Source organism: Bradyrhizobium sp. BRP20 (assembly GCF_020194215.1).
Lineage (GTDB): Bacteria > Pseudomonadota > Alphaproteobacteria > Rhizobiales > Xanthobacteraceae > Bradyrhizobium > Bradyrhizobium yuanmingense.
Window position 1 is genome coordinate 367,138 of record NZ_JADYVY010000001.1, and the last position, 20,928, is coordinate 388,065.

Below are 20,928 nucleotides of genomic sequence, written 5' to 3' on the forward strand. Positions count from 1 at the left end.
GGGCCGTTTTTGTTTGGCGATGGGATCGCCGCGCTACCTCGCCGCGGTCTGCCAGGCGAGTAGCCGCTGCTCGACCAGTGACATCGCAATCGACGTCAAATATCCGGTCGCACCGAGCAGGATGACGCCGGCGAAGAGGTCGGCGGACCGGAACGCGCGTGCCGAGAGCAGCACCCAGTGACCAAGGCCGTCGAGGCCGGCCAGGATCTCGCAGACCACCGAGAGGATCAGCGCAACCGTCAGGCTGAGCCGCATGCCCGCGAGAATATCCGGCAATGCCGAGGGCAGGGCGATCTTGGCGATGATTGCGGTGCGCGACATCTGCAGCGAGCGGGCGACCTCATAGAGCCGCGGCTCGACGGCGGCAAAGCCGTGGATGGTGGCGAGCATGATCGGCCAGATCGCGCCGAAGGCGATCACGAACAGCGCCATGCCTTGCGTCAGCCCGAGCATCGCGATCGCGACCGGGATGATCGCCGAGACCGGCAGGGGCCGCAAAAATTCCAGCGACGGCGCGACATAGGCGCGCATCATCCGGGACGAACCGATCAGCGCGCCAAGCGCAATGCCGGCGATCGAGGCGGCGAACCAGCCATAGGCCATGTGCTCCAGCGTGCCGATGAGCTTGCCCGCGAGATCGCCGCTGGAAAAGCCGCGCACCAAAGCGGCCCAGGCGCGGTCCGGACCGGGCAGGAACACCGGCGACACTAGCTTCAGATTGGCGACGAGTTGCCACGCCGCGATGAAGCCGGCTGCGACGAGGGCGCTTGCCAAACGCCAGAGGATCGCGGTGCGCTTCATGGATGGTCTCCGGCGAGCGCGGCGCGGCCGAACAGACGGCGCTGGGCGGCGATCAACAGCATGTTCAGCGCGTAGCCGATCGCGCCGATCCAGACGAGATAGGCGAGCATCAGGTCGGCGCGCAGGGCCTGCTGTGCCAGCATGATGCCGGCACCCAAGCCGATCGGGTTGATGGCGATCTCGACGGTGACCGCGACGATCAGGGCGATCCCGGCCGACAGGCGGAAGGCGACAAAGATCCGCGGCAGTGCGGCCGGGATCACGATCTTCGCGATCCGTTGCGGCGCGCTCAGCCGCAAGGCCCGCGACACTTCCATCAATCGCGGCTCGATGCTACGCACCGCGCTGCGGGTCATGATCAGCATCGGCCAGACGCAGGCGAACGCCACGATCACGATCTCCATCCGGTAGCCGAAGCCGAGCGCGATCAACGCAATCGGCAGCAGCGCGATCGAGGGAATCGGGCGGATCGCCTCGACCGTCACCTCCATCAGCCGGTCGAGCGGACGCGAAATGCCGAAGGCGATGCCGAGCGCAAGCCCGATGGCGCTGCCGATGGAAAGACCCGCGAAGGCAGCGAACAGCGTGTCGCGGGTCGCGATCGGGATCGAGAGATCGGCGAGCGCCGTGGCCAGCGCCGCGAGGATTGCGCTCGGCGGCGCCAGGCTGTCGCTTTGCAGATGGGTGAGGCGCGCCCAGAGCTCAAACGCCAGCACCAGCGCCAGCGGCAGCAGCAAGGGCTTGGTGCGATCGAGGCTCAATGCTCGGTCGCCTTGATGAAGTCGAACAATTGCCGGCGCAGCCGCAGGAATTCCGGATGCTCGCGGGTGGCGAGCTGGTCGCGCGGACGCGGCAGGTCGACGTCGAGCTCGATCCCGATCCGGCCCGGATGCGGCAAGAGGCCGATGACGCGGTCGCCGAGATAGATCGCCTCGTCGAGATCGTGGGTCACGAAGATCACGGTGGTCTCGCTCGCCTGCGTCAGCGACAGGACCTCGTCCTGCAAGCCCTGCCGCGTCATCGCATCCAGCGCGCCGAACGGCTCGTCCATCAGCAGGGTGGTCGGCTCCTGCGCAAGGCAGCGCGCGATCTGCAGGCGCTGCTGCATGCCCCCGGACATTTCGGCCGGATATTTGTCGGCATGGCCGGGCAGTCCGACCTTGCGCAGCAGCGCCTCGATGCGCGCGCCGCGTTCGCGCGCCGGCACACGCGAGGCTTCCAGCGCCAGCGAGATGTTTCCGGCCGCGGTCCGCCACGGCAACAGCGCCTTGCCGTAATCCTGGAACACGATCGCGACCTCACGCCGCGGCTCGGTGATCGGCTCGCCCTCAAACGTCACCGCGCCGCTCGTGGGGCGATAGAGACCTGCGGCGAGCCGCAGCGCCGTGGTCTTGCCGCAGCCGGAGGCGCCGACGATGCAGAGGAATTCGCCCGGCCGCACCTGAAGATCGAGATTCTCGATGATGGTCTTGCCGCCGAGCCGCAGCGTCGCGGCATTGAACGCGATCAGCGGTTTCTGCCGCCGCGCGGCGCGCGCCTCAATGAGCCTTGCAACGACGCTCATGATTGTTCCCCGCCCGCCTGCGGATAGACGAAATCGATGGTCGAGTGCAGATGCGCCGCCAGCATTTTTTGCGCGGCGGCCACGTCGCGGGCGAGCACGAGGTCGGCGAGCATCTGGTGACTGCGGATGAATCTCTCGCCGCTGTCGATGGCGCCCATCATCACGCGGCGGTAGCGGTAGGCCTGGTCGTAGAGGTCGGAGTGGGCGGCCAGCATGCGCCGCGAGCCGCAGGCGGCGAGCAGCGCGGTGTGGAAGCCCTTGTGCAGCCGGTCGAACTCCGCCGCGCCCTCGCGGAATTCGTCGCCGGTGCGCTCGATGTGTCGGCGCATCTGATGCAGCGCGCTGATGATGCCGGCCTCCCAGGCAGCATCGCCGTGGAGGATGGCGAGCTTGACCGCCTCGATCTCGACCGCCGTCCGCATGCAGGTGATGTCGGCGAGATCCTCGCGGCTGACCTCGGCGACGCGGAAGCCGCGCTGGCCGATGCCGACGATGAGGCCGCGCGACATCAACCGCGAAAGGCCTTCGCGCAGGGGCGTGGCGCCGATATCGTAACGTTGCACGAGGTCGAGGATGCCCAGCCGCGATCCCGGTGCGAGATCTCCCGCCAGGATGTCCTGCTCGATGAGGTTTGCGGCACGCTCGCTCAAGGTGCCGGCTTCCGTCGGCAGGCGTTCGAGAGTGCGCTCGGGAGCTGGCATCGTCGATATCCCTTAGTTCAGCACCAGTTTCGCGGTGTCGAGCTTCGATTGCAGCATCTTCTGCGACGACATCACCTCGATCCACCAGCTGAGGTTTTGCGGCTTGAGGTTCGGCTCGGACTGGTTCGGCGGCGTCGCCTTGACGAGATCGAGCGGCTGCTTGGTGAACTTGGCGATCGAGGCCGAGGCCTTCTCGCGGTCGCTGTTGACGATCGCGGCGGCCTCCGCGACGGCCTCGCGAAACTTCTTCACGGTGGCCACATTCTTCTCCGCCCAGTCGCGCGATGCGGCATAGAAGATGATCGGATCGGTGCGGCCGAGCTCGGCGCCGTACCGCGCGCCAACCGAGCCGAGCCCCGCATTGCTCATGCGCGTGACGAACGGTTCGGCCGTGAGCACCGCATCGACGCCGCCTGATTTGATGATGTCGGCCATGGTCGGGAAGGTGACCTCGACGAAATTGACGCTTTTGGGATCGACGCCTTTCTCGACCAGCCATTTCACGAAGAGTACGTGCAGGAAGGCGTTCAGGCCGGGCGCGCCGACCTTCTTGCCGATGAAATCCTTGGGATCCTTGATGGTGATGCCGTTGCGGACGAAGGCCGCGATCGCGGTGTTGGAGGTCGGGTTCATGACCGAGGCGCCGGCGATCGCGACGAGGTCGAGGCCGCCGTCCACGGCTTGCAAGAAGACGGTGGAGGTGGGGCCGCCGACCTGAATCGAATTCGACAGGATCGCCGCCGGGATGTTGGAGTTGATCGCGATCGGCGTCATCTCGACCTCCAGCCCGTGCTTTTTGAAGATGCCTTCGTCGACCGCGACCATGGCCGAGGCGCAGTCGGAGGTCGCGGTGCAGCCGATCTGGATCTTGGCCTGCGCCAGCGCGGGTGCCGTCAAGCCAGCAGACATCCCCAACACGAGACCTGCCAACATCGCTGTGATCTGCGTTCGCCCCACTGCGCTCCTCCTCATTTTATATTTTTCGTTCTTGTTTATCGATATTTTATCTGATCATATATTCGAAACGATGACAAGGGGTGCCCAAGGTGAAGCTCGCAACATTCAGATCGGCCGGTCAGGAGAAGATCGGAGCCGTCCACAGCAATGACAGCCAGGTGTTCGACCTCGTTGCCGCGGCCGCACGGGACGGCGGGGCCGATCCGGCCTTCGGCTCGATGCTGGCGCTGATCGACGCCGGGCCCCGTGCGCTGGATCGGGCCCGGGCTCTGCTGGACAAGCACGGCCAGGACGCGACGCTGTCGGCGGCGGTCAGCGCCGTCGACATCCTCGCGCCGGTGCCGGAGCCCAGGCAAATGCGCGACGGCATGTCGTTTCCCCTGCACATCCTGCAGGCGCCGCGCGGGCAGCTGAAGCTCGCCGCGCGTGCCAAGGGCGACATGGCAGAGTTGGCGCGCATCGACGCCGAGCCGCTCGGCGAATTGCCCGAGGTCTATCGCAAGCAGCCGATCTTCTACATCACCAACCGCTTCAGCGTCCGCGGCACCAACACCACAGTGAAATGGCCGCGCTACAGCAAGGTGATGGACTACGAGCTCGAATTCGGGATCATCACCAAGAACAAGGGCGCGAACATTTCCGCCGCGAAAGCCAAGGATCACATCTTCGGCTACACCATCTTCAATGATTTCTCCGCGCGCGACGCCCAGCGCATCGAGATGGAGGGACGGCTCGGCCCTGCCAAGGGCAAGAGTTTTGACGGCGGCAACGTGATGGGGCCCTGGATCGTGACACCGGACGAGATCGGTGATCCCTACAAGCTGAAGATGGAAGCGCGCGTCAACGGCGAGACCCGCTCGAAAGGCGTGAGTGAGGGCATGCTGTTTTCGTTCGAGGAGATCATCGCGCACGTCTCCCAGGACGAGACGCTGATGCCCGGTGAATTCATCGGCTCCGGCACGGTCGGCAATGGCTGCGGCCTCGAGCTCGGCTGGTTTCTCGAGCATGGCGATACGATCGAGCTCGAGGTCGAGAAGATCGGCATTTTGAAGAATCGCGTCGAGCGGCAAGAAACCTGAAGGGGGCGTCTGAAGGCGCGCTTGAAGCGACGCCTGACTGCCGCCAACGAGAACAATCAACGAGGAAGCGCCATGACGAGCAAGCTGATCGACATCTCCGTCCCCCTCCAGAACGACGTGCCGGCCGACCCGCCTGGCAATCATCCGACGATCCAGTACATCAATCATCAGCAGGGCCTGCCGCGCATGCTGCAGTTCTTCGATGGACTGAAGGCCGAGGATCTGCCTGATGGCCAGGGCTGGGCGGTGGAGCAGGTCAGCCTCTCCACCCACAACGGCACGCATCTCGATGCGCCCTGGCATTTTCACCCGACCATGAATCGCGGCGAGCGGTCCTGGACCATCGACGAGGTGCCGCTGGAATGGTGCTTCCAGCCCGGCGTGAAGCTCGACTTCCGGCACTTGCCGGACGGCTATGTCGCGACGGCCAAGGACGTCGAGGCCGAGCTCAAGCGCATCGGCCACGAGCTGAGGCCGCTCGAGATCGTCGTGGTCAACACCAGCGCCGGCGCCAAATATGGCCGGCACGACTACGTCACCTCGGGCTGCGGCATGGGCTATGAGGCAACCATGTACCTGCTCGAGCGTGGCGTGCGCCTGACCGGCACCGACGGCTGGAGTTGGGACGCGCCGTTCGTTCACACCGCGAAGAAATATGCCGAGACGAAAGACGCCAGCCTGATCTGGGAAGGCCACAAGGCCGGACGCCATATCGGCTATTGTCATCTCGAGAAGCTGCACAATCTCGAACAGCTGCCGCCAACCGGCTTCAAGGTGTCATGCTTCCCCGTGAAGATCGAGCGAGCCTCGGCCGGATGGACGCGGGCGGTCGCGATCTTGGAGGGGTAGACTAGGTTCTGGAGCCCGCGTTGGGCGCCCATGGCGTCAAAAGGTCGAGCCACCCCGCCCGTCGCTTGTTGGCTCTACCCTTGATGGAATCGAACCCGGTAGTCATGCGGCAGCACGTTCAGGCGGCGGCGGAACGCGCGGCGTAGATGCTCCTCGCTCTGAAAGCCTGCGCGCGCGGCGATTTCCTTGATAGGGGAGGCGGACTCTTCCAGCGCGCGCCGGGCAGCCTCGACGCGAAGCTCTTCCACCGCCTTGGCAGGGGTGCGGCCGGTCTTCTGGCGAAACACGCGCGCGAAGGTGCGCGGGCTCATACCCGCTCGTTCGGCGAGACTTTCGACACGCAAATCGCGGCCGAGATTTTCCTGCATCCAGCTCGAAATTGTTTCGAAAGCCCGGTCTTCCGAGGCCTGCATTGACAGCGGCACGCTGAATTGCGCCTGCCCGCCGGGCCGCTTGAGGAAAACGACGAGGCGGCGCGCGATGCGCATGGCCTCGCGATGGCCGAGATCGTCTTCCAGCAGCGTGAGCGCCAGATCGATGCCGGCCGTCACGCCTGCCGATGTCCAGATGCCGCCGTCATGCACGAAGACCGGATCGACCTGAACCGAAACGTCGGGATGCTTTGCGCGCAGCAGGTCACAGGAACCCCAATGGGTGACCGCGCGCCGCCCGCGCAGCAGCCCGGCCGCAGCCAGGATGAATGTGCCGGTGCAGACGGAGCAGACGCGCCTTGCCTTCGGCGCTGCCAGGCGAAACCAATCGACCAGCGCGGCTTCTGCAGCGGCGCGGTGGACGCCGGGACCGCCACCCACCATGAGGGTGTCGATGTTCTTGTGGTCGCAGTCAGCGAGAGCGGTCGTCATCACCTCCAGACCGGACGAGGTTTTGACCGACCCGCCTTTCAACGAGCAGATCTGCCAGACATAGGGCGCGCGCCCCGCTTTCGACGTTTCGCAGGCCAGTTCGAAGGCCTGTAGCGGTCCGGCAAAGTCGAGCAGCAGACAGTCGTCGAAAAGGACGAAGACCACGCGGCGGGGGGCGGAACGGGCCATTAGCAGCGCCTTGAGTAGGGAAGGCTTGGCAGGAATTGCGTGTGTTATGACATTTCGGCAAAGGCCCTCCGCTGTCAACATGGGTTATCCAACGGAGGAGGGCTCCATGTGCGGCAAGCGGATCGAGATCGGAATTCTGTACTATCCCGGGATGACGCAACTGGACGTCACCGGACCATTCGAAGTTTTTGCCCGTCTGCCGAACGTCCGCATGCACCTGCTGTGGAAGCGCCTCGAGCCCGTCGTCAGCGACGTCGGCCTGCCGCTGCTGCCAACCACGACCTTTGCCGACTGCCCGGATCTGGACGTGTTCTGTATCGGCGGCGGCCCGGGACAGGTTGCCACCATGGACGATGACGAGGTGATTGACTTCGTTCGCAACAAGGGTGGATCGGCGCGATACATCACCTCGGTTTGCGCCGGCTGTCTGATCCTCGGCGCAGCGGGCCTCATCGATGGATACAGGTCAGCCTGCCATTGGCTGATGAGCGACCAGCTTGCTGCCTTTGGCGCCATCGCTGTCGACGAACGCGTCGTGGTCGACCGCAACCGCATCTCCGGCGGCGGTGTCACTGCCGGTATCGATTTCGGTTTTCAGGTTGCCGCCGAACTCTGCGGCGAAGACGTCGCAAAGAACCTCCAACTGATGCTGGAATATCAGCCGCAGCCGCCGTTCGATATCACCGTGCAGAATGCGCCGCGTGAGCTGATATCCCGCATGCGCCGCGAGGCCGAACCTTGGCTGCAAAAGCGCGCAGCCGCGGTGCAAAAGGCGGTATCTAAACTGAAGGCGAAAGCAACGGCGGCTTAAGCTCGTTCGCAAACAGGGAGGAAAGCAACAGACGCTGTTAGAAAGGTGTTCGCATGAACTGGCACGGCCGCATCGCTACCCTTCTCGTCGTTGGTACTTTCATCGCATCTTTTCCGGCCACTCGCGCCGCCGAACTCTCCGGTGGCGTGGTGCGGATCGGCATCATCAATGACCAGACCGGGCCATTGTCGGATCTGTCGGGATCGGGCTCCGTCACGGCAGCCAAGATGGCGGCGGAAGATTTTCAGAAGTTGGTGCCGTCGATCAAGGTCGAGATTTTGGCCGCCGATCACCAGAACAAGCCCGATATCGGAGTCGGCATTGTCCGCAAATGGTTCGACGTCGACGGCGTCGACATGGTCGCGGACGTGTCCAATTCGGCCGTGGGGCTGGCGATCCAGTCGCTGGCGCGCGACAAGAACAAGATTGCGGTCTATTCGGCGGTGGCGACCACCGAACTGACGGGCAAGCAATGTTCGCGAAACGGCCTGGCCTGGCTGCACGATTCCTACAATCTGGTATCGGGACCGATCCGCACCCTGGTCAGCCAGGGTTACGACACCTGGTTCTTCATCGCGGCCGACTACGCGTTCGGCAAGAACATGGTGTCGGAATCGCAGCGCGTGCTGGCGGCGGCCGGCGGCAAGTCGCTCGGCGCGGTGTATCACCCGATCGGCAACGCGGACTACAGCTCGTTCATCCTGCAGGCGAAGGCCTCGGGCGCCAAGGCGGTCGCCTTCGCCAATGCCGGCGACCAGCTCGTCAATCTGATGAAGCAATGGAACGAGTTCGGCATGAACACGGGAAGCCAGAAGCCGGTGGCCGAACTGATGTTCGACACCGATGTTCATGCGATGGGCCCGAAAACCGCCAAGGGCCTGACCACGCTGACGGCATGGTACTGGGCGTTGGATGACGAGAGCAGGGCGTTCGGCCAGCGCTTCTTCAAGCTTCGCAGCGCCATGCCCACGGCACCGCAAGCCGCGGTCTATTCCGGCGTCAGCCACTATCTGAAAGCAGTCGCTGCCGTAGGCACGGATGCAACTGATCCAGTGCTGGAGAAGATGCGCGCGACGCCCGTCGACGACTTCTACGCACGCGGCGCGAGGTTGCGCGAGGACGGCAAGCTCGTGCACGACTTCTACCTGGTACAGGTGAAGGATCCGTCCGAGGTCAAGGCGCCCTGGGAGTACTATAACGTGCTCGAGAAAATCCCAAGCGGCGAAGTCTACGCTTCGCTGGCTGACAGCGAATGCCCGCTGGTCAAGCGGGGCAATTGAGGTTGGAGTGCCAAACCCGCGATCTGATGGATAATCGTGATCGCGGGCTTGGTCGGCGCGCATTACGGTGACGGTGCTGGACCGCACCCCTGAAGGGTGGAGTCCAGTGCACAAAATTGACCCGAACCAGCGCTCCAGACAGCGCGGCGTGCGGGAGTAGTGCACCGCCTCCGTAATTCCTTACGCCGAACGCAATGCTCCTGCCACGGACGGTTGGTCGAGCATCACCCAGAGCTGCAATCACCCGTTTCGCGCCAGGAAAACCGCAGAAGGCTCCACCTCGATGAGGAACTCATCTCTGGCAAGGCTTGGCACTCCAATCCAGGTCGTACACGGCGGATTGTCGCCGAACGCCGCCTTGAGGGCGCTGCTGATGGCTTTGCCTTCGTGGAGGTGACTCTGCTTGATGTAGAGCCGCAACGCACCCACCTGATCGAGTTTCGCACCGACCGATCCCAGCGCAACGCTAAGGTTTTCTAAGCTCTTGCTGAGTTGACGGCCGATGTCGCCAGCGCCAACGACGTTCTGTTCTGCGTCCCAAGCAACCTGGCCGGACACATACACAACGTCGCCAAACGGTGTGGGGACAGTCGCAACCTGCGCAAAGCCGTAGCGCAGACTATCGAAAGTTCCGACAGGAACATGCACCGATCGACTCATGAACGCTTCCCTTGGCCAGAGCGCCAGTCGGCGGCGCCACCAGTAGTAGAGCAGAAAGCCAGCAAGCGGCGAAACGCACGCCGGCCGGGTAGGCTCTCTTTTGTCGAAGGCAATCAATTAACTTGATCAAGAGGCGAATGACGGTGACAGTGTTGGACTGCACCAACTCCGACTGTGCATCGGCCAACGTCGGAGAAAGCAAAGCCCTAACGAGCCTCGACCGCAACTCGCTCGCCGGCGAAAGGCGCAGCCAGACCCCGGCCTGTCCGACCTTCTGCGATGATGCCACTATGCTCCTGTTTTGCCCGACGAAGCAAATCACGGGAGACGTCATTCGGAATGGCGGCAACGATCGCGGCCAATTCTCCTTGGCGCGCTTGGGCGAGCCGGACGGGCGAGTCAAACCACGATCCGTCGGCCTTTTTGGCTCTGAAATCGTGCCCGATCCCACTCCCCACCTAACCCATTGATCTTGCAACCACCGTCTACTGTGCATGGGGTTGTTTTCGCGAGTTTTGATCTGCGCGCGCTATTTGACGCCGCTGACAGCGCTGACTACGCTCCGCGGAACACGAACGAGCGCGGCCTTTGTGCCGAGCGAAAATTCCACGGGGAAGAAATGACCGGCGACATTGCAGCCACCATCTCGAAAGCGCGCGAGCATTCCATCGGCGATCTCCTGCGCCGCTCCGCAGGCCGCGAGCCGAACAAGCTCGCGGTGAGCTGCGGCGATATCGGCTGGAGCTTTGCCGAGATGGATGCGATCTGCAACCGGCTCGGCCGCGGCCTGCTCGGCCTCGGCGTCGGGAAGGGCGACCGCCTCGCCGTGCTCTCGCGCAACTCGCACGCCTTTGCGGCGCTACGCTTCGCGGCGGCGCGGATCGGCGCGGTGCTGGTGCCGATCAACTTCATGCTCAATCCGGACGAGATCAATTTCATCCTGAAGAGCTCCGGCGCAAGGCTGCTCGCGACCGGTCCCGATTTCGTCGGGCCGGCACGCGCGGCGAGCGCGAAGGATTGCGCGGTCGAGAAGATGATCTGGCTGCCGGGCGAGGATCCGGCCGCGGCGCCTGCCGACCTCACCACCTTCGATGATCTATTGCATCCCGACGGGTCGTTCCTGGACGCCTCGGTCGATAGCCGCGATCTCGCGCAGATCGTCTACACCTCGGGCACGGAATCGCTGCCCAAGGGCGCGATGCTGACCCATGAAGCCGTGATGTGGCAGTATGTCAGCTGCATCATCGATGGCGGCATGAGCGTGGACGACAAGTTCCTGCACGCTCTGCCGCTCTATCATTGTGCGCAGCTGGATGTGTTCCTGGGTCCGCAGGTCTATCTCGGCGCCTCCGGCGTGATCACGGGCAAGCCGACCGCCGACAACATCCTGGCGCTGATCCAGGCGCACAGGATCACCTCATTCTTCGCGCCGCCGACGATCTGGATCGCGATGCTGCGCTCGCCGAACTTCGACAAGACCGACCTGTCGACGTTGCAGAAGGGGTATTACGGCGCCTCGATCATGCCGGTGGAGGTGCTGCTCGAACTGCAGCGCCGGCTGCCGGCCGTAAAGTTCTGGAATTTCTACGGCCAGACCGAGATCGCGCCGCTCGCGACCGTGCTCCGGCCGGAGGATCAGCTCCGCAAGGCCGGCTCCGCCGGCAAGCCCGTGCTCAACGTCGAGACGCGCGTCGTCAACACGGCGATGGAGGATGTCAAGGTCGGCGAAGTCGGCGAGATCGTGCATCGCTCGCCGCATCTGCTCTCCGGCTATTACAACGATCCGGTCAAGACCGCGGCGGCATTCACCGGCGGCTGGTTTCATTCCGGCGATCTCGCCACGGTCGACGAGGAAGGCCACATCACCGTGGTCGACCGCGTCAAGGATATGATCAAGACCGGCGGCGAGAACGTCGCGAGCCGCGAGGTCGAGGAGATGGTCTATCGCATTCCAGAGGTCTCCGAAGTCGCGGTCGTCGGCCTGCCCGATCCGCGCTGGATCGAGGCGGTGACCGCCATCGTCGTGGTCAAGACCGGGGCAAAGCTCGACGAAGAAACCGTCATCAGACATTGCGCCGGCCATATGGCCCACTTCAAGGTGCCCAAGCGCGTGATCTTCGTGGACGCCCTGCCGAAGAATCCGAGCGGCAAGCTGCTCAAGCGCGAGCTGCGCCAGCGCTTCGTCGGCGGCGAGACGCTCGACAAGGCGGTGCAGAAGAGCTTTGGGACGTAGCAGGCGCCGTTCCGGCGCCGTCGCGCCGAACTCGCCTATTCGGCCTCGCCAGCCAGCTTCCTGACGTCGTCGGGCGTCGCTCCGAAACGGCGGCGAAACGCGCGATGGAAGTAAGAGACGTCGTGAAATCCGGCGAGGTGCGCGATCTCGATGATCTTGCGGCTGCGCATCGCAGGATTTCGCAGCAGTCGTTCGGCGCGCAGCAATCGTTGCTCCAGCACGAAGCCGCTATAGGTGATGCCGGCCTTCTCGAACAGTAACTGGATCGTGCGCGCGCTGATGCGGTGCGTGGCTGCAAGGTCGGACAGCGACAATGCGGGGCTGTCCAGCTGCGCCAGGATGTCGGACTTGAGCGCTTCGAAGCGCGCCGCCGCAAGGCCGCGCAATTGAGCCTCTTCGGCGGCATCGCCGCGTGCGCCGAGCATCAGGACGGCGAGGTCGAACAGGTGCTGCGAGACCGCATCGAGCTCCGCCGGCGCGAGCTTGTCCGCGTGCGCGTGCGCGAGGTCGTAATATCGCAGGAACATCGATGTGATCGGGTTGGCGCCGGAGATCGACCGCGCGATCAGGTCCTCGGCATTCGGGCAGGCGCGCAGCAGGGCCTTGCGGGGCAACAGTGCAGTCTGGAAATTGCCGTGCGCGATCTGGGTGATGCATGCACCCTTGATCGAGGGGTCGCCGATCGTGATGTCGCCGGCGGCGATCTCCAGCGGGCGTCTTCCCATGGCCCCGCTCAGCGCCGAATTGGGCGACATCGTAATGATCAATTCGTCGTTCGTCCCCAATGACACGAAAGACATGGGGGTGCCGAACGAGGCCGAGAGCCTGAGGCGGGGAAGAATGGCCGGCGCAATGACACGGTGAACTCGTCCTTCGCCCACCGGCACGAAATCGACGTTTGCCACCTGACGACAGAACTGCTCGCGCCATTGCTCATAGGCCGCACCGTTCGGGTCGCCATCGAATGAGAGCTGCGGCTGGGTCATCGATCGCCGGAACGCCAATTGCCGATTCATTGCGGTCCGCACTTTCGTCGGCGCGCCGGGGATGCGGCAACTGGAAAAGCGCCAGATTGCGCAAAAAACCACTCGCGCCTACGCGCTGAGCCAGCGACCAGGTGCCGCAGCCTGCTTATTGGGCAGATCGAAGGCGGGCACGTTGCGCCGCGACCGCCATACGGCGCTGTCGCTCAATACTTCTTCACCGCCGCACTGAAGGCCAGCCAAAGCGCGATCGACGCCAGGCCAAAGCCGCCGAGCAGCAGGAAGGTTGGCCCATAGCCGATCCATTGCGCGATCCAGCCGCCGAGAGCCGGGCTGAGGCTCGCGCCGACGCCCTGCACGGTGATCACGGCGCCCTGGCCGAGATTGATGCGGCCGGTGCCGTTGAGCGAGCGCGCGACCATGCCGGGGACGGCGACCGTTTGCAGTCCGGTGCCGATGCCGTCGAGCACCTGCATCGGCACGACGCCCCACCATCCCGTGACGAAGAAGGCGAGCACGCCGCGGACCGGCAAGAACATGAAAGACACCAGGATCACCGGCCAGTAATTGCGCTTGCTCGCGGCCTTCATCGCGATCAGCGACGTGACGATCATCACGCCCTGTGCGATCACCACGGTGGTTGCGACGAAGCTCGGGCCGTTGGCCTGTCCCTCGGCGACCGCGGCAAGTCCGTACAGCGGCACGATCGCGGCATTGCCGAGGTGGAACAGCGCGAGGGCGAGAGCAAGCACGAGCAACGCCTTGTGCTTCAGCAGCATCGTCATCGCATCCGGCGGCGCCTTGGAATCGTCCTCCTTGCTGCCGCGCGCGGCGCGATCGTCGATCGCCTTGGCTGGAATCATCAGCACGCAAGCGATCGCGATGGCGCCGAACAGGGCCGCCAGCGCGAACACGGCAAAATAGCCATACTTGTAGCCGAGATAGCCTGAGAGCGCGGCTCCGACCATGTTGCCGGCGTGGTTGTACGCCTGGTTGCGGCCGTTGAGCGCATTGAAGCCCTTCTGCTTGGCGATGCCGAGCGTGATGCCCGTGACGGCCGGCACGATTGCGGCGCTCGCCAGCGATTGCGCCACTTGCGAGAACGTCACCGCCCAGAAGTTTTGCGAGATCAGGATGATTGCGGACGCCGAGACAACGCAGATGCCGGGAATGATCACCCACAGCCGCTTGTTGCGGCTGGAATCGATGAAGCCGCCGATCGGAGTCGTGACCAGCATGCCCGCGACGTTGCCGATCGTCATTGCCGTGCCGATCAGGCCGGTCGCCCAGCCGCGTTCCTGAAGGAAGACCCCGACGAACGGCCCGATGCCCGACTGCATGTCGGCCATGAAGAAATTGAGCGCGAACAGGGGCCAGATGCGAGACGTTGAAGGGCGAGATGTCATCGAGACGCTGAACTTGATGCTGCCGATCGAATCGGATCTCGCATGATGCGGACTCGGCGGGCGGGTGCCCGGGCGGACCAGAACTTAACCTGCTCTCAACCCGTTGGTTCCGGTTGCTCTTGCGATCCGGCGAGTGCGACGTCATGTCTTGCAAGACTGGATCATGATGGATCAGCGCGATGCCCCTCTGGACCTGCGCAACCTGCGGCGCTCAATTCCCGGATAGCGGAAAACCCCCTGCGGCCTGTCCGATCTGCGAGGACGAGCGCCAGTTCGTCGGCTGGGACGGTCAAGCTTTCCTCACGCGCGAGGAGCTCGCGCGCAAGCACCGACTGGTGGGGCGCGACGATCTCGGCCTGACCGGGATCGGCATGGAGCCGAGCTTTGCCATCGGGCAGCGAGCGCTGCTGGTGCCCGACGGCGGCGGCTGCGTAATGTGGGACTGCATTCCACTCGCGAGCGACGAGGCCATCCATCACATCACAGCACTCGGCGGTCTCAAGGCCATTGCGATCTCGCATCCGCATTATTATGGCGCGGCCGCCGACTGGAGCGACAGGTTCGGCGGCGTGCCGGTCTATCTGCATGCCGACGATCGCGCCTTCGTCACGCGGCCTTATCCGGCGATCGTGCACTGGACCGGCGACAGCCATCGCGTCTCCGGCGACGTGCTGCTGCTGCGCACCGGAGGCCACTTCGCCGGCGCCACCGTGCTGCATTATGCGCGTGGTGCGGACGGCAAGGGCGCGCTGCTCACGGGAGATATCGCGCAGGTGACGATGGACCGGCGCTTCGTCAGCTTCATGTATTCCTATCCGAACTACATGCCGCTCAACGCCGCCGCGGTGCGGCGGATTGCGTCAGCCGTCGAGCCGTTCGCCTTCGATCGGATCTACGGCGCCTGGTGGGGCCGCAACATCGCCAGCGGTGCCAAGGCGGCGTTTGCTGCGTCGGTCGCGCGCTATCTCGCGGCCATCGCCTGAGCCGGGTTGCGGACCGGATTTATCTTGCCGGCCTCTAATTAGTGTACTATAAGTACATTATAAGACCGGCCGCAAACGGCGCATCTGCGGGGGTCGGCATGATCGATGCATCGAAGAAGCCGGTGAGGTCTAGCGGCCTCCGTGAGCGGGAGCTGAGTGCATGACGGCGCAGCGCGACTACGACATCTTCGACGCTGGCGACGTCACGCTCCAATCCGGGTCCGTGTTTCCCGCGCTGAAGCTCGCCTACAAGACCTACGGCACGCTGAGCCCGGCCAAAGACAACGTCATCCTCTATCCGACCTCGTTCAGCGCCCAGCACACCGACATTGAATGGCTGATCGGGCCCGACGGCGTGCTCGATCCCACGCACTACTTCATCATCATCCCGAACCTGTTCGGCAACGGCCTGTCGTCGTCGCCCTCGAACACGCCCGCGCCTTTCCCGGAAGTGAGCTATCACGATGCCGTCGCGGTCCAGCACCGGCTGCTCACCGAGCGCTTTGGCATCTCGAAGCTCGCGCTGGTCTATGGCTGGTCGATGGGCGGCATGCAGGTCTATCACTGGTCGGCGCTGCATCCGGACATGGTCGAGCGCGTCGCGGTCGTCTGCGGCAGCGCCCGCTGCGCACCCTACAACTACGTCTTCCTTGAAAGCGTGAAGGCCGCGCTCACGGCCGATCCCGCCTTCCGCGATGGCCTTTTCCTCGAAAAACCCGTCGCCGGCTACCGCGCCATGGGACGCGTCTATGCCGGCTGGGCGATGTCGCACGGCTTCTACCGCGACGAGCTCTGGCGCGAGGCCGGCTTCACTTCACTCGAGGATTATCTCGTCCGCGCCTGGGATGCGACCTTCGCGCGGCGCGATGCCAACGATCTTCTGGCGCAGATCGGCATCTGGCAGCGTGGCGACATCAGTCGCTGTGCAGCATTCGCCGGCGATCTCGATCGCGCGCTGGCCGCGATCAAGGCCCACATGCTGCTGATGCCGGGCGCGACCGACCGTTATTTCGACGTGCACGACAACGAGGACGAGCTCGGCAAGCTCGTCAACGCGAGATCGGCGGTGCTGCATCCGATCCCGTCGCTGCATGGCCATCGCGCCGGCAATCCCATCAACAATCCCCGCGACCAGGCCTTCATCAAGGCCGAGATCGCCGAGCTTCTCCGCAAGTAGGGCACGCAACCGACCATGAGCGACGCAACCATTCCGGACGCCGGCCATCGCCTGAAGCCCCTGACGCCCACCACGCTGCGCGAATTGTCGGTTCGCTCCAACATCAGAGGTGCGGTGCAGAGCCTCGGCCATTACAGCGTGATTGTGCTGGTGGGCGTGCTGATCTGGACGGTTTCGTCGAGCTGGGGCGCGCTCTGGGCGCTGCCGCTGATGGTGGTGCAGGGCTATGTCGTTGCCTTCCTGTTCATGGCGGTGCACGAGACCGCGCACAAGACGGCATTCAGGAGCCGGGGCCTCAATCTCGGCGTCGGCTATCTCTCGGCGTTCATCATCGGGCTGCCTTACGAATATTATTGTCTGTTTCACTGGGACCATCATCGCTTCACGCAGGACCCGGAAAGGGATCCCGAGCTGATCGTTGGCGTGAAGCCGACGTCCGACACCCAGCTTGCGCTCGCCTATAGCGGCCTGCTCCAGGTCGCCGGCCGTCTGCGGCTGATGCTCGGCCACGCGATCACCGGCAAGGTCGTCGTGCCATGGATTCCCGAGAGCAAGCGCAGCACCATCGTTGCCGAGGCGCGCGCCTATGTCGCGCTCTACGCCCTGCTGCTCGCGCTGTCGCTGTGGTTCTCTTCAGCGCTGCTGCTCTGGGTCTGGATCGTGCCGCTCGTGATCGGGCAGTTCTTCCTGCGGCCCTATCTCTACGCCGAGCATACCGGTTGCGACCGCACCCGCAGCGCCTTTCAGAACACCCGCACGACTTACACCGGTGCTATCGTCAAATGGTTCGCGTGGAACATGCCGTATCATGTCGAGCACCACGCTTATCCCTCGATCCCCTTTCACGCCCTGCCGAAGCTGAACGCGATCGTCGACGGCGAGATCGTCCATCGCGGCCGCGGCTACATCAGAACGACGCGCGAGACCTGGGCCTGGTTTCGCCGGCAGCGGCAGGCCGGCTAGCTCAACGCAAAACTCCGGCCGCGATGCGACCGGAGCTTTGTCGTGATATCGAGATATCAGTAGATCCCGTAGGCGCAGACGTTCACGACGCGCACGCGCAGGCCGTGACGGGTCCGGACCAGGCGCTCCTGATAGCAATTGCTGACGCCGGTGTTGAGGTAGATACCGCCAAAGCCCCAGCCGGGACCCCAGTGGTGATGACCATGATGGTGATGGAAGCCGCCGGCCGAGGCCGCGGTGGGGGCGAGAGCGGCAACGCCGAGCGAGCCGGCGGCGATCAGACCAAGTGCAAGCTTACGAAACATCTTCATTCTCCATTCGGCGCTAGGGCCATTGTTGCGTCCCTGCATTTCCGTCGAGACGAGACGCGATCGCGTTCATGGCAAGCGGGAAGAATCGTGTTTCAGGAATGTTTCGTCGGCTGCGGCAGAATGCGCCGCGATCAGGCTTTCTGCGCCGCGCGATAGCGCACGGCCATCGCCTGCGTCAGCTCGGCCATCTTGTCGCGGAGATCGGCCGGTTCAAGGACTTCGGCTTCCGGGCCGAGCCGCAGCAGTTCGGCCGCGGCATGCCACGATGTCTTTCCGACCGGCACGCGCGCAATGCGCCAGCCGTCTGCATCGGCTGTCTCCTCGAACTGCGTGCGTGCCTTGACATAGGGCTGGCTGAGCGCGTCGAGCAGCTTCACGCCGAACGGCGACAGGCGGACGATCGCGACATTGGGGTGCATCTCCGCTTCGAGCCGCAGCGTCGCGGCCCGCCAATGGGCGGCGAGGTCGAAGCCGGCCGGACGATCGAAGCGGTCGCCGAGGGCTGTGCAGTCGAGCACGCGTGCGACGCGATAGGTACGCACGCTGCCATCGACTTGTCCTGCGAGATACCAGCTGCCGCCCTTCAGCACGAGGCCGAGCGGCGCGACGCGGCGCTGCTTCTCAGCACGCCAGCTCTGGTACCGAATCCTGATCTGCGTCCCGCGCAGCACAGCGCCGGCGATGGTGCGCAGGTGCTTCGGGTCTTCCGCTTCACCGAACCAGCCGGGCGCGTCCAGGTGGAAACGCTCCTGCATCCGCCCGGCATCCTCACGCAAATTCGGGGGCAGTGCCGCCATCAGCTTGTTTTGGGCGGCGATCATCGCAGCATCGAGCCCGAGTGCGGCGGCTGGGCCCGGCAATCCCGCCAGGAACAACGCGCCCGCCTCGCTCTGCGACAGCCCGTTCAGCCGCACGCGATAGCCGTCGAGCAGCCGATAGCCGCCTTCCGCGCCGCGGTCGGCGTAAACGGGAACGCCGGACGCCGCGAGCGCGTCGATGTCCCGATAGATCGTGCGCACCGACACTTCGCAGGCCTCCGCGAGCTCGGGCGCGGTGACCTGTCCCCTGGCCTGGAGGGTGGTGAGGATCGACAGCATCCGACTCGCGCGCATGATCCCTTAGAGCATACCTGACACAAGATTTCAGGTATGGTCCGCTACAAGCAGCGCCATCGCCAGCCGGCCAGATGGAGACTGCCATGACCGATCCAAACCGCATCACCCTGTTCTATTCGCCGCAGACGCGCGCCACCGGCACGCGCGTGCTGCTGGAGGAGCTGGCGGCACCTTACGATCTCCATGTCCTCAATATGAAGGCCGGCGATCAGCGCAAGCCCGCCTATCTCACCCTCAACCCGCTCGGCAAGGTGCCGGCGATTCGCCACGGCGAAGCGCTGGTGACCGAGCAGGTCGCGATCACCATCTATCTCGCCGACCTGTTCCCGCAAGCGGGGCTGACCCCCGCCCTGAACGATCCGCTGCGCGGGCCTTATCTGCGCTGGATCGCCTATTATGGGTCGTCGTTCGAGCCGGCCTTGATCGACAAGTTCATGCAGCGAGAGCCGGCGCCGATCACGCAATCGCCCTATGCCGATTACGATACGATGCTGGGTGCGCTCGAGGCCCAGCTGGCGAACGGGCCCTATCTGCTCGGCGAGCGCATGACGGCGGCCGACGTATTGTGGGGCGTCGCGTTCAGCTGGACCATGATGTTCGGCATCGTGCCGAAGAAGGATGTCTTCGTCCGCTATGCGGAGCGCATGACGGCGCGGCCGGCGTTCCAGCGCATCAATGCCGCAGATGCGGAGATGGCGGCGCAGCATGCCGCCGCGGCGGGTGGATGAGAGGGCGTCAAAATCGCGGTGCCCGCTTGTCGGCGAACGCCTTGATGCCTTCCTTGATCTCGTCGCCGCGCATGCTGTCGCGGTGGCGCCGGTCGGCGGCGCCTTCATCGAGCTCGCCGCGGGCGAACTCGTTGATCGCGCGCTTCATGCCGCGCATCGCTTGGGGGGCGTTGCCGGCGAGGATCGCAGCGAGCGTGTCGACCTCCTCGTCCAGGAATTCCACCGGCACCATTGTGGTGAGATAGCCGATGCGCAGCATCTCCGGGGCGTCGATCTTCTGCGCGGTGAGGAACAGCTTCTTCGCATTGTCGACGCCGAGGCGGGTCACGTAGCGCTTGATGCCGCTCGGGTAGTAATGCAGCCCAAGGCGCGCCGCCGGCATGAACATTTCCGCGGTATCGACGCCGACGCGGAAATCGCAGGCGAGTGCGAGGTCGGTCGAGCCGCCATAGACGCCGCCATTGAGCCGGCAGATGGTCGGCACGCCGAGATCCTCGAGCCGGTTGACGACGGCCTCGAAGGCCGAGCCCGCGCTCTGCTGCTCGCCCGCGCTGACCGCGCGTTCCGCGACCGAATTGAGATCGTAGCCGGCGGAGAAGGCGCGCCCGGTTCCGGTCAGCACCAGCACGCGAATATCGGGATCGGCCTCGACCCGGTCGAACAGTCTCGTCAGCTCGTCGAGATCCTCCGCCTGCAGCCGGTTGAGATGTTTCGGCCGGTTGAGGCGGATGGTGGCGCGGGCGCCGATGATTTCGAGCAGGGGGCTAGATGCTGCGTCGGCTGTGTCCGACATTCTCGTCTCCGTTGTCGGCGCCAAAGTGCCCGCCCGGGCGGAGGCCGTCAACGACGGCGCCGGTCGTTTGCCGCGCCGCTGCAGCGGGCCTGCCGTCCACGCCGCCGTCCCTGGCGGGGTGCCTTACCTGAAATGTGGCGGCTCGTCGTAGCCGCGGCGGCTGCTGAAGAACAGCAGCACCATCAGCCCGACGCCGACAATGACGGAAAACCCCGCGCCCAGCGCCAGTGCCACATAGCCTTCCGTTGGGATCGGCTCACCTTCGACCGCCATTGCGGAATAGGCGAAGTAGCCGGCCGCCGCCAGCATTGCCAGAAGGAGGATGATGAGGAGTGCACGCATGCCGCGTTCTCCGGTTGCAACCAGAAACCAACGGTTGCGGGTGGGCAGGGGTTCCAGACTGGCTGGCGATCGGACGGGTAGCCTCCGTCTCGTGCCCCGGACGCGGCGCAGCACGAAGTGATGCACCGCAGGACCGGGGT

At 64.6% G+C, this 20,928-nt stretch carries 22 protein-coding genes; 9 read left to right on the forward strand and 13 right to left on the reverse strand.

Annotation, left to right across the window (positions count from 1 at the left end; translation table 11 throughout):
• Positions 1 to 33 precede the first annotated feature (33 nt).
• Genes I6F33_RS01775 through I6F33_RS01795 form a run of 5 tightly spaced genes read right to left on the reverse strand, consistent with a single transcriptional unit; the run spans position 34 to position 3,999 of the window.
• Positions 34 to 801 carry an ABC transporter permease gene (locus tag I6F33_RS01775; RefSeq protein ID WP_036020975.1) on the reverse strand — a complete coding sequence of 256 codons (768 nt, stop codon included), beginning with the start codon at positions 799 to 801 and terminating at the stop codon, positions 34 to 36.
• Complete coding sequence (locus I6F33_RS01780) at positions 798 to 1,562, reverse strand: ABC transporter permease (protein WP_225140835.1); 765 nt, start codon at positions 1,560 to 1,562, stop codon at positions 798 to 800. The genes I6F33_RS01775 and I6F33_RS01780 overlap by 4 nt, the downstream gene beginning before the upstream one ends.
• Positions 1,559 to 2,365, reverse strand: coding sequence for an ABC transporter ATP-binding protein (locus I6F33_RS01785; protein WP_225140836.1), 807 nt, complete (start codon positions 2,363 to 2,365; stop codon positions 1,559 to 1,561). The genes I6F33_RS01780 and I6F33_RS01785 overlap by 4 nt, the downstream gene beginning before the upstream one ends.
• Positions 2,362 to 3,066 (reverse strand): GntR family transcriptional regulator, encoded by a 705-nt coding sequence (locus I6F33_RS01790; protein WP_225135322.1) that lies wholly within the window; start codon positions 3,064 to 3,066, stop codon positions 2,362 to 2,364. Before I6F33_RS01790 ends, I6F33_RS01785 begins: the two co-directional genes overlap by 4 nt.
• 12 nt (positions 3,067 to 3,078) lie before the next feature.
• A complete protein-coding gene (locus I6F33_RS01795; RefSeq protein ID WP_311735344.1) occupies positions 3,079 to 3,999 on the reverse strand; it encodes an ABC transporter substrate-binding protein in 921 nt (306 codons plus the stop codon).
• 113 nt (positions 4,000 to 4,112) lie between these two features.
• Here I6F33_RS01795 and I6F33_RS01800 point away from each other — a divergent pair, with 113 nt between their 5' ends.
• Both I6F33_RS01800 and I6F33_RS01805 read left to right on the forward strand, forming a co-directional pair.
• Positions 4,113 to 5,102, forward strand: a complete 990-nt coding sequence (locus I6F33_RS01800; RefSeq protein ID WP_225126623.1) for a fumarylacetoacetate hydrolase family protein — start codon at positions 4,113 to 4,115, stop codon at positions 5,100 to 5,102.
• A gap of 72 nt (positions 5,103 to 5,174) precedes the next feature.
• Positions 5,175 to 5,951, forward strand: coding sequence for a cyclase family protein (locus tag I6F33_RS01805; RefSeq protein ID WP_225140837.1), 777 nt, complete (start codon positions 5,175 to 5,177; stop codon positions 5,949 to 5,951).
• Between the two features lie 74 nt (positions 5,952 to 6,025).
• Here the strand turns inward: I6F33_RS01805 and I6F33_RS01810 are convergent, their stop codons facing one another.
• Positions 6,026 to 7,003, reverse strand: coding sequence for a GlxA family transcriptional regulator (locus I6F33_RS01810; protein ID WP_225140838.1), 978 nt, complete (start codon positions 7,001 to 7,003; stop codon positions 6,026 to 6,028).
• Between the two features lie 25 nt (positions 7,004 to 7,028).
• On the opposite strand from I6F33_RS01810, the gene I6F33_RS01815 reads away from it, so the two are divergent.
• Positions 7,029 to 7,814: a DJ-1/PfpI family protein gene (locus tag I6F33_RS01815; RefSeq protein ID WP_225140840.1), complete on the forward strand. Its 786-nt coding sequence runs from the start codon at positions 7,029 to 7,031 to the stop codon at positions 7,812 to 7,814.
• A 53-nt stretch (positions 7,815 to 7,867) separates the two neighbouring features.
• Complete coding sequence (locus I6F33_RS01820) at positions 7,868 to 9,094, forward strand: ABC transporter substrate-binding protein (protein ID WP_225139415.1); 1,227 nt, start codon at positions 7,868 to 7,870, stop codon at positions 9,092 to 9,094.
• 240 nt (positions 9,095 to 9,334) lie between these two features.
• On the opposite strand, the gene I6F33_RS01825 is transcribed toward I6F33_RS01820, so the two are convergent.
• Positions 9,335 to 9,871 carry a RidA family protein gene (locus I6F33_RS01825; RefSeq protein WP_225140841.1) on the reverse strand — a complete coding sequence of 179 codons (537 nt, stop codon included), beginning with the start codon at positions 9,869 to 9,871 and terminating at the stop codon, positions 9,335 to 9,337.
• A 502-nt stretch (positions 9,872 to 10,373) separates the two neighbouring features.
• Here I6F33_RS01825 and I6F33_RS01830 point away from each other — a divergent pair.
• Complete coding sequence (locus I6F33_RS01830) at positions 10,374 to 11,987, forward strand: acyl-CoA synthetase (RefSeq protein ID WP_225140843.1); 1,614 nt, start codon at positions 10,374 to 10,376, stop codon at positions 11,985 to 11,987.
• Between the two features lie 35 nt (positions 11,988 to 12,022).
• On the opposite strand, the gene I6F33_RS01835 is transcribed toward I6F33_RS01830, so the two are convergent.
• Positions 12,023 to 12,973 (reverse strand): AraC family transcriptional regulator, encoded by a 951-nt coding sequence (locus tag I6F33_RS01835; RefSeq protein WP_057028309.1) that lies wholly within the window; start codon positions 12,971 to 12,973, stop codon positions 12,023 to 12,025.
• 203 nt (positions 12,974 to 13,176) lie between these two features.
• A complete protein-coding gene (locus I6F33_RS01840) occupies positions 13,177 to 14,376 on the reverse strand; it encodes an MFS transporter (protein WP_225140845.1) in 1,200 nt (399 codons plus the stop codon).
• 179 nt (positions 14,377 to 14,555) lie between these two features.
• Here I6F33_RS01840 and I6F33_RS01845 point away from each other — a divergent pair, with 179 nt between their 5' ends.
• The 3 genes from I6F33_RS01845 to I6F33_RS01855 all read left to right on the forward strand — a co-directional run bounded on the left by I6F33_RS01845 (position 14,556) and on the right by I6F33_RS01855 (position 17,499).
• Positions 14,556 to 15,359 carry an MBL fold metallo-hydrolase gene (locus I6F33_RS01845; RefSeq protein WP_225140847.1) on the forward strand — a complete coding sequence of 268 codons (804 nt, stop codon included), beginning with the start codon at positions 14,556 to 14,558 and terminating at the stop codon, positions 15,357 to 15,359.
• Between the two features lie 160 nt (positions 15,360 to 15,519).
• Positions 15,520 to 16,536, forward strand: coding sequence for an alpha/beta fold hydrolase (locus tag I6F33_RS01850; RefSeq protein WP_225140849.1), 1,017 nt, complete (start codon positions 15,520 to 15,522; stop codon positions 16,534 to 16,536).
• A gap of 15 nt (positions 16,537 to 16,551) precedes the next feature.
• Positions 16,552 to 17,499 (forward strand): fatty acid desaturase, encoded by a 948-nt coding sequence (locus I6F33_RS01855; protein ID WP_225111540.1) that lies wholly within the window; start codon positions 16,552 to 16,554, stop codon positions 17,497 to 17,499.
• Positions 17,500 to 17,555: 56 nt separating this feature from the next.
• On the opposite strand, the gene I6F33_RS01860 is transcribed toward I6F33_RS01855, so the two are convergent.
• The gene (locus I6F33_RS01860; protein WP_028138614.1) at positions 17,556 to 17,804 is read right to left on the reverse strand and encodes a hypothetical protein; all 249 of its coding nucleotides are present in this window, start codon (positions 17,802 to 17,804) and stop codon (positions 17,556 to 17,558) included.
• 137 nt (positions 17,805 to 17,941) lie between these two features.
• A complete protein-coding gene (locus tag I6F33_RS01865; RefSeq protein WP_225140851.1) occupies positions 17,942 to 18,922 on the reverse strand; it encodes a YafY family protein in 981 nt (326 codons plus the stop codon).
• An 86-nt stretch (positions 18,923 to 19,008) separates the two neighbouring features.
• Between I6F33_RS01865 and I6F33_RS01870 the strand changes: the two genes are divergently transcribed.
• Entirely contained in the window at positions 19,009 to 19,653 is a 645-nt protein-coding gene (locus I6F33_RS01870; RefSeq protein WP_225140853.1) for a glutathione S-transferase family protein, read from the forward strand.
• Between the two features lie 7 nt (positions 19,654 to 19,660).
• Here the strand turns inward: I6F33_RS01870 and I6F33_RS01875 are convergent, their stop codons facing one another.
• Positions 19,661 to 20,446 carry an enoyl-CoA hydratase/isomerase family protein gene (locus tag I6F33_RS01875; protein WP_036036286.1) on the reverse strand — a complete coding sequence of 262 codons (786 nt, stop codon included), beginning with the start codon at positions 20,444 to 20,446 and terminating at the stop codon, positions 19,661 to 19,663.
• A 123-nt stretch (positions 20,447 to 20,569) separates the two neighbouring features.
• Positions 20,570 to 20,788, reverse strand: coding sequence for a hypothetical protein (locus I6F33_RS01880; protein ID WP_035997220.1), 219 nt, complete (start codon positions 20,786 to 20,788; stop codon positions 20,570 to 20,572).
• Positions 20,789 to 20,928 lie beyond the last annotated feature (140 nt).